General features: G+C 67.9%; 5 protein-coding genes. 1 reads left to right on the top strand and 4 read right to left on the bottom strand.

All coding sequences use genetic code 11. The features are described 5' to 3' along the window. The 4 genes from ONA70_RS33865 to ONA70_RS33850 all read right to left on the bottom strand — a co-directional run. Positions 1-2,028, bottom strand: a 2,028-nt coding sequence (locus ONA70_RS33865; RefSeq protein ID WP_265010559.1) for a carboxypeptidase regulatory-like domain-containing protein, incomplete at its 3' end; no start/stop codon positions are given. Between the two features lie 478 nt (positions 2,029-2,506). Beyond that, positions 2,507-3,163, bottom strand: a complete 657-nt coding sequence (locus ONA70_RS33860) for a response regulator (protein ID WP_265010558.1) — start codon at positions 3,161-3,163, stop codon at positions 2,507-2,509. Beyond that, on the bottom strand, positions 3,142-4,239 hold the full coding sequence (locus tag ONA70_RS33855) for a hypothetical protein (protein WP_265010557.1): 1,098 nt from the start codon (positions 4,237-4,239) through the stop codon (positions 3,142-3,144). Before ONA70_RS33855 ends, ONA70_RS33860 begins: the two co-directional genes overlap by 22 nt. Next, entirely contained in the window at positions 4,232-5,260 is a 1,029-nt protein-coding gene (locus tag ONA70_RS33850) for a sensor histidine kinase (protein ID WP_265010556.1), read from the bottom strand. Before ONA70_RS33850 ends, ONA70_RS33855 begins: the two co-directional genes overlap by 8 nt. Positions 5,261-5,713: 453 nt before the next feature. Here ONA70_RS33850 and ONA70_RS36780 point away from each other — a divergent pair, with 453 nt between their 5' ends. Continuing rightward, positions 5,714-6,268: a M23 family metallopeptidase gene (locus tag ONA70_RS36780; protein WP_319959554.1), complete on the top strand. Its 555-nt coding sequence runs from the start codon at positions 5,714-5,716 to the stop codon at positions 6,266-6,268. Positions 6,269-6,335: the final 67 nt, after the last annotated feature.

The following is a 6,335-nucleotide window of genomic DNA, read 5'->3' as shown; positions in this document are numbered from 1 at the left end:
GGCCTTGTAGCCGTTGGCCCCGCCGGTGACGGAGTAGGTGCCAGCTGGGATGCCGCTGAAGCTGTAGTTGCCGTTGGCATCGGCGGTCGTGGTGGCCGACGTCGGGCCGCTGATGCTGACCGTCGCGCCGGCGATGGCGCCGCCGGTGTTGAGGTTCGTCACCCGGCCGGACAGGGGCGAAGCGGAGCAGGTGCTGTTGTAGGTCACGCCGGACGTCATGTGGTTGGCGATCGACGGCTTGCCGACCGCCTGCACGTAGAGCACCGAGGTGGCCGGCAGCGTGGCGCAGTACTGCGAGAGATCGAGGCTGTAGTTCGCGCTGGTTCCGCTTCCGGTGCGCGCCACCGTGGTGAGCTGGGCGAGCTGTTCGCCGGCGGTGCCGTCGGTGGAGTACCACACGGTGTAGTGGTCGATCGTGCGCTCGGAGGCGCCGTTGCCGGACAGGCCGATCGTCCACTGCAGGACGCTGTTGGACAGGCCGCGGGTGAACGAGGCAACGCAGTTGTCGATCCCCGTCTCGATCTCGCTGCCTTCCTCGTAGTCGTCCCAGGTGCCGATCATCAGGAACGGCGCCTGGTTGGAGGTGTTGAAGTAGACGCCGGTCTCGGCGAAGGTGTCGAGCCAGTTGGTGCCGCAGCGCTGCGACGTGATGCGTGGGTAGTAGCCGGATGGCACGGGCGCGGGCTTGGGGGTGTTGAAGTCGACCCAGGACGGGCTCCAGTTGGCCATCCGGTCGTCGAAGCCTTTCCAGGCGCCGGCGAAGTAGGTGATCGGGAGGCCGTTGGCGCCGGTCGTGCCGCTGGCCAGTGCTCTGGACTCGGTGCTGAGCTGGCTGTCCATCTGGGCCTTGGAGCCCCAGTTGTTCTGGTCGGCGGCGGTGCCGGCGGTGTCTCCGGAAGGGTGGACCCAGGTAAAGCCGCCGTCGGACTGCCGGTGGGTGTGGTTGTGGCGGAAGATCATGTACGGGTCGACCCCGTGGTTGCGGAAGTTGCTGCGGATGCCGTCCCACAGGGCGGCCCAGCAGCCGCTCGCGCCGGAGCAGGTGTACGAGCCGGTCAGGTGGCAGGAGGTCGAGCACTGGTTGAAGGTGGTCACGCCCGATGTCTCGTCCAGGAAGAAGGCGACCACGGGCTGGTTGTTCACCCGCAGGTAGTTGGGGCTGGTGAACCAGTTCGAGGCCAGCACGTTGAAGTCGGCGATCATCTTGTTCTGCACGCACTGCGGCTGGAACGCGTCCTGCACGTTGCACTGGTTGAACTTGTAGGCCGAGCCGTCGTACATGATCATGTGCGTCATCGCGGGGTGTCGGGTGGTCATCGCCGAGGCCAGCCGTTTGGACGCGAGGTCCACGTTCTTCGGGCCGGAGCCGCAGGCCGAGGCGAACGGGGCGTTGTCCCGGTATGCGCCGGTGCCGCTCTTGCACGTGTTCGAGTCGCCGGACCAGTCCATCACCGCGCCGTCGATGCCGCGGTCCCACATGTCGTCGGCGGTGGCGTTGGCCTTGGCCAGATCGTTGGAGCTGTAGCCGATGTCGAAATGCGAGGCCGTGCCGCCGGTGGTGGGGCAAGCCCTGTTGCGGGTCAGTACCTGGCCGTCGACGGTCACGTTGCTGCCGCCGGTGCCGTTGCAGAACCACAGCTGTGTCTCGGCGAGCACCTGTGTGGTGTGGCCGGCGTAGAGCAGCGAGTGCACGTCACCGGCCTGGGTGCCACGGCCCTTGGAGATGTTCCAGGCGCCGGTGACCGGGGGGTTGTGCGGTTGGGTGAGCGGCTGGGTGGCGCTGCCCGCCGGCGAGGACAGGTCGGTCCAGCCGGCGAGCGCGTTGCCGCAGTAGGCGGTGCCGCCGAGCCCGTAACCGGCGGCCGAGCAGGCTGCGGTGTTGTTGGTGGTCTGGGCGGTGTGTGTGGTGGTGGGTGCCGCAGTGACGGTGGCTTGGTGGGCGGGTAGGGCGGCGGCCGGTTGCTGGGCCAGCACCACCGAGGCGAACACGACGACGAGGCTGGCCAGACCGGCCTTGAGAGCAGTCATTCGGCGCACTCCTATTCGGAGTTGATGCGGTGGGCTGGCCGGATCAGTGACATGCGGTGCTGCCGCTCTCGGCCCAGGTTTGTCCGGCCTGCCGCCTTTTCTGAGCCATGACTAGCCAGCCCGTTCATGGTCACATCGATCGCGATTGCTCGCAAGATTGAGAGCGAAGCCGATCAATGGGAATGAATGATCCCCTCGAAGACGTGATGCCGCGCAAGAGTGCGAGTGCGCATTGCGCATTCCTGCAGTTCGCGTGGCAGTGTGGCGCCCGGCATGCCGCCCCGCCTGATCTATTGATCATAGGCAATGGGCCGCGGCTGCACGAGCAGGGCTCTTCGTGCCCCCTCAGGGGCCAGAACCCGCAGTCCAGTGTCGCCACCGCCCAGCGGGTACTTCAGAAGCTCGGCGTCGCCACCGGGAACTGACCGCGCTCTCCCGGCAGCCGCGGCCGCACCGCCGCGCCGCGGCTGCCGGGATGTCACAGATCGTCGAGCTGGATCAACCCATCCTGGATGGCGCGCGCCACCAGCATTGCCTTGGTGGGAGCCGCGCGACCACGCATCGCGTACTTGACCCGAATGTGCTCCAGATGAGAGTTGACCGTGCTCGACGAAATCCCCAGACGTTGAGCCACGAACTCCTTGGACTGCGACTGGAACCACTGGATCAGCACCTCGGTCTCGCGCGCCGACAACACCGGCCGGTGGGCAGAGCGGTCGCCGGCGAGCGCGCCCGCCAGGGATGGCGCGGTGTAGGCCTGACCGGCCGCTGCGGCCCTGGTGGCTTTGAGGAGATGCTCGGTGCCCTCGGCCTTTGTCAGGTAGCTCAGCGCGCCCAACTCCAAGCACTGAAGTGCGATCGCGTCGTCAGCGCGCATCGAGTAGACGACAACCCGCCGCCCCGCCTCCACCAGCCTACGCAGCTCACCCATCACCGGGGTCGGTCCGCCAAGGTGCAGGTCGAGGATGACCACGTCGGCCTGGGCACCCTCACCGAGCCACGCGACGCGGACGTCATGACCCGAGGCGGCCACCCGGATCGGCGGGGTGCCGGAGGACAGCCAGTGGGCCACCCCGGCCAGCACGGCCGGGTGGTCATCGACGATCACGGCGCTCAGCTGTTCGTCGTCAGCCATCTGGCCTCCATTCGCACGTGCTCGCCATAGGTGTCACAGTCGACTACAACCTGTGCGGAAATCGGGGTGACCACGTCGATGTCGACGTCCGCCATCACCGCGACCCGCACGTCCTCGTGGGTGCGCAGCACACTCACCCGCGCCTGGGACCGCGCCGCCGCCAACGTCGCCACAACGGGGCTGGTGAGTTCCCGACGCACGTCGGGGGGCACCGCCACGGCCGCGCCGCTGACCGCCAGCGACACCTCGACGCCGCGTCGTTCGGCCTCATCGACACACGCGGTGACTTCGTGCACCAACGGATCGGGGACCTCGTCGTTCTCGGCGAATAACCTGCGGAGCTGGGTCGCCGCGAGGGAGCACCGTCGTCGGGTGTCGTCATCGCGGGGGTCCAGCACGCCATCGGCCAAGTCCGCTAGTAGCGGCAGTGTCACACCCAACTGCCCGGCGAAGACGGTGCGCTGTTCCCGTTCCCACTGCTCGGCCGCCATCACCCTGGTGATCAGCCGGTCCTGCTCGGCTGCCACCGACATCGCCTGGCGGGTTCTATGGTGCAGCATCCGGGAGATCGGCACGACCGCCAGTTGGATGCCGGCAGTGCCGAATGCGACGATGCCTGCGGCGCCGATCTCGGCGCGGTCGTGCACGCCCGACAACATGAATTGGCCGACGCTTGCCGTCAGATGCGCGGCCATGGCGGCGAGCAGTGCGGGCGCACGGTCCAGGAGCAGCAGCAATAGATGCCACCCCACCAGGCCGATCGACCAGTCCGGTGTGCCGAAGTGCCCGCCAGGTGGCAGCACGCGGGTGGCGCCGGCCGAGGCAGCCAGCGTGACCGCCGTGCCGAGCACCACGACCGCGGCCGGCATGGGTTTTCGGCGCATCACCCACACGGCACAGGCCGCCGTGACGAGCGCCAGTGCCGTGAACGCAGCCGCGGCGACCCACCGCGGCTGGTACTCGAACTCGATCAGCGGCCGTACACACAGCCCGAACTGCACGACGCCGACGATGCACAGCAGCGCGAGCCGCATCGTGGGGTGCACGTGGTCGCTATCGGCACGGCTCTCAGCCACCGGGCCACACCATCCGTACGGAGGTCCCCGCACCGGGGCGCGAGGTGACAATGGCACTGCCGCCGGCCGCGGTCATGCGTTCGACGACCGAGCCGCGAATGCCGCGGCGGGAGGGCGGCACCTCGCCAGGGCAGAACCCCACGCCCGCGTCGTCGACCGCAACGACCACGCGGTCCTCCTCGACGTGGATGCTCAGCGTCGCGTTGCGTACGCCGGCGTGCCGCTCGACGTTGGCCAGCGCCTCACGTACTGCGCGCACTAGCACGAGTGCCACCGACGCGGGCACCGGCGTCCCTTCCTGCCAGTGGACGTCAACGCTCAGTGGGCTTCGATCCACGACGGAGCGCAGCGCGGCATTCAGGTTCACACGGCTGTCGTGCGAGTTCTGCCCACCCGTAGCGCCCGTGAGCACGGCCAGGTCGTGCCGTGCGTACTCGGCCACCTGCGCGGGGTGGGTGTTCTGGCCATGTGCCGCCACGAGAAGGAACGTCGCCGAGGCCGTGTCGTGCAGCAACGCGAGAAACTCCCGTTCCTGCGAGTGCCGCGCCACCGCCACCGCCTCGGCCCGCGTCAGCGCCGCCTCGCGTGCCCGCAACACGTCCACCCGCCTGCTGGCCTGCCGCAGCAACATGAACGCCAGACGCGCCATGACGCACTCGACCACCAGCCGCAGGCCGACCGCGCTTTCCTCGCCGACGTCGACTACGGCGAAGTTGACCGCGAGCAACCCTGCCGTGACGGGCAGCGATACCTTCGGCGGCGAGTCCCACTGCAGAGTGATCGCGGTCGTGGTCATCGTGTTCAGTGCCCACCGGTTCGGCTGGCCACCAGTCCACTCCTGCGTCACGCAGATCGCCGCGACACGCGCCACCGCGAACGTGAGCGCCAGTGGCGCCGCACGCTCGGAGAACCCGGCCCAGCAGTCCACCACGGCACCAACCACCACCAGCCCGAACAGTGCGAACCCTAGCGGCAGGGCATCGCCGGGAACCGCCAGAAGCCCGAAAGCGCTGATGAGCAACAGCCCGAGCCCACGCAGGGGCGCTGCATAGCGGCGTGCTGAGGCCAGGAACTCGGCCTCGGCGCTGCCCGGTCCCGAACTCGACGGCATGGCGAGCTGTCAGGTCCCGAGATTGAAGCAGGACGCCTGCGACCGCGTCCCAACACTGCGACCGACTTCGATGATCACGCGACGACCCTAACAACCGGGAACCGCCCTGTCTCTACGCATTCCACACCAGCCCGGGCGTATGTGACCGAGTGTTCGTACGGCTCGACGATCTGTGATGGCGCGTGTGGTGAGGGGCTTCCTGCCCCGAGTGACCGTCGGTCGAACGCACGATGCCCGGCGGTTGGTGCCTGTCTATGGTCGACCGCACAGCGCCACCGACCGCGTACGCCGGCTCGCAAACCCCAGCTCGCAAGATGTTGATCACCGACATCTGTCGACAAGTACTACACCGAGGGAGAGTTCGTGAAACGACCGACAACACTGTGGCGCAAGAGCGTGGCCATGGTGATCACTCTGGTCACGGCGGCTGGGATCTTGCTGGCCGGAGCAAGCCCGGCATCGGCGGCTCCCGACTACTTCAAGCTGCCATACCCGGCCGGTGAGGCCTACATGGTCACCCAGGGCCCGGGAGGCTCGTACTCACACTACGATCAGTACAACCGGTACGCATGGGACTTCGGCCTCCCGGCGAACTATGAGGTCTCTGCCGCACAGGGCGGCTGGATCGTCACATCAGACTGGTCGCCCTACTGGCAGAACGGCATCGAGGTGATCATTCAGCACCCGAACGGCACCTGCACCCACTACGCACACCTGAACCGGTCCTTCTACTGGCCCGGCGACTGGGTCCCACAGGGTCGGATCATCGGCTGGTCGGGCAGCACCGGGGCAGCGAGCGCGCCGCACCTGCACTTCCAGGTGATCAACTGCAACACCCGGGTCGGCATGTACGCCACCCTCCAGGGCTGGGTCCCGCAAACCGGGTCCTGGCCGGTCAGCGAGAACTACTACGCCTGATCAGACGCCCCGGCGCAACGGTACCGGTCACACGAACCACATCGTGCGCCGGGGCAAGCGTCAACAA

Source organism: Micromonospora yasonensis (assembly GCF_026013475.1).
Taxonomy (GTDB): domain Bacteria; phylum Actinomycetota; class Actinomycetes; order Mycobacteriales; family Micromonosporaceae; genus Micromonospora; species Micromonospora yasonensis.
The sequence above is the reverse complement of the archived record's forward strand: the minus strand, read 5'-3'. Positions and strand labels throughout refer to the sequence as shown.